Origin of the sequence: Klebsiella sp. HN106 (assembly GCF_051209435.1) — a bacterium.
Taxonomy (GTDB): Bacteria; Pseudomonadota; Gammaproteobacteria; order Enterobacterales; family Enterobacteriaceae; genus Klebsiella; species Klebsiella oxytoca.
The window spans coordinates 1-279 of the sequence record NZ_JBLURD010000292.1; the positions used below are offsets into that span (position 1 = coordinate 1).

The window sequence follows — 279 nt, forward strand, 5'->3', positions numbered from 1 at the left end:
TAACTCATCACGTGCGATTTGCGCCTTCAGCTCGTCCAGCGACGCAAACCGCTGCTCGTTACGTATCTTTTTACGCAGTATTACATTGATATGGCGACCGTAGAGGTCCATTACAACGTCCAACAGATGTACTTCGAGCTGCTGACGCACGCCCGCAACCGTTGGACGGGTGCCAATATTGGCGACGCCCGCTATCGGTTTGTCGCCCAGCCCTGTCACTTCTACCGCATAGACCCCTTTAACCGGGGAAACCTGACGACGCAGCGGTAAGTTCGCCGT

1 protein-coding gene is annotated in these 279 nt (G+C 55.2%); it reads right to left on the bottom strand.

Going from position 1 to position 279, the window contains the following annotated elements; all coding sequences use genetic code 11:
• Positions 1-279, bottom strand: a 279-nt coding sequence (locus tag ACSIPU_RS31270) for a riboflavin kinase (RefSeq protein WP_435322589.1), incomplete at both ends; no start/stop codon positions are given.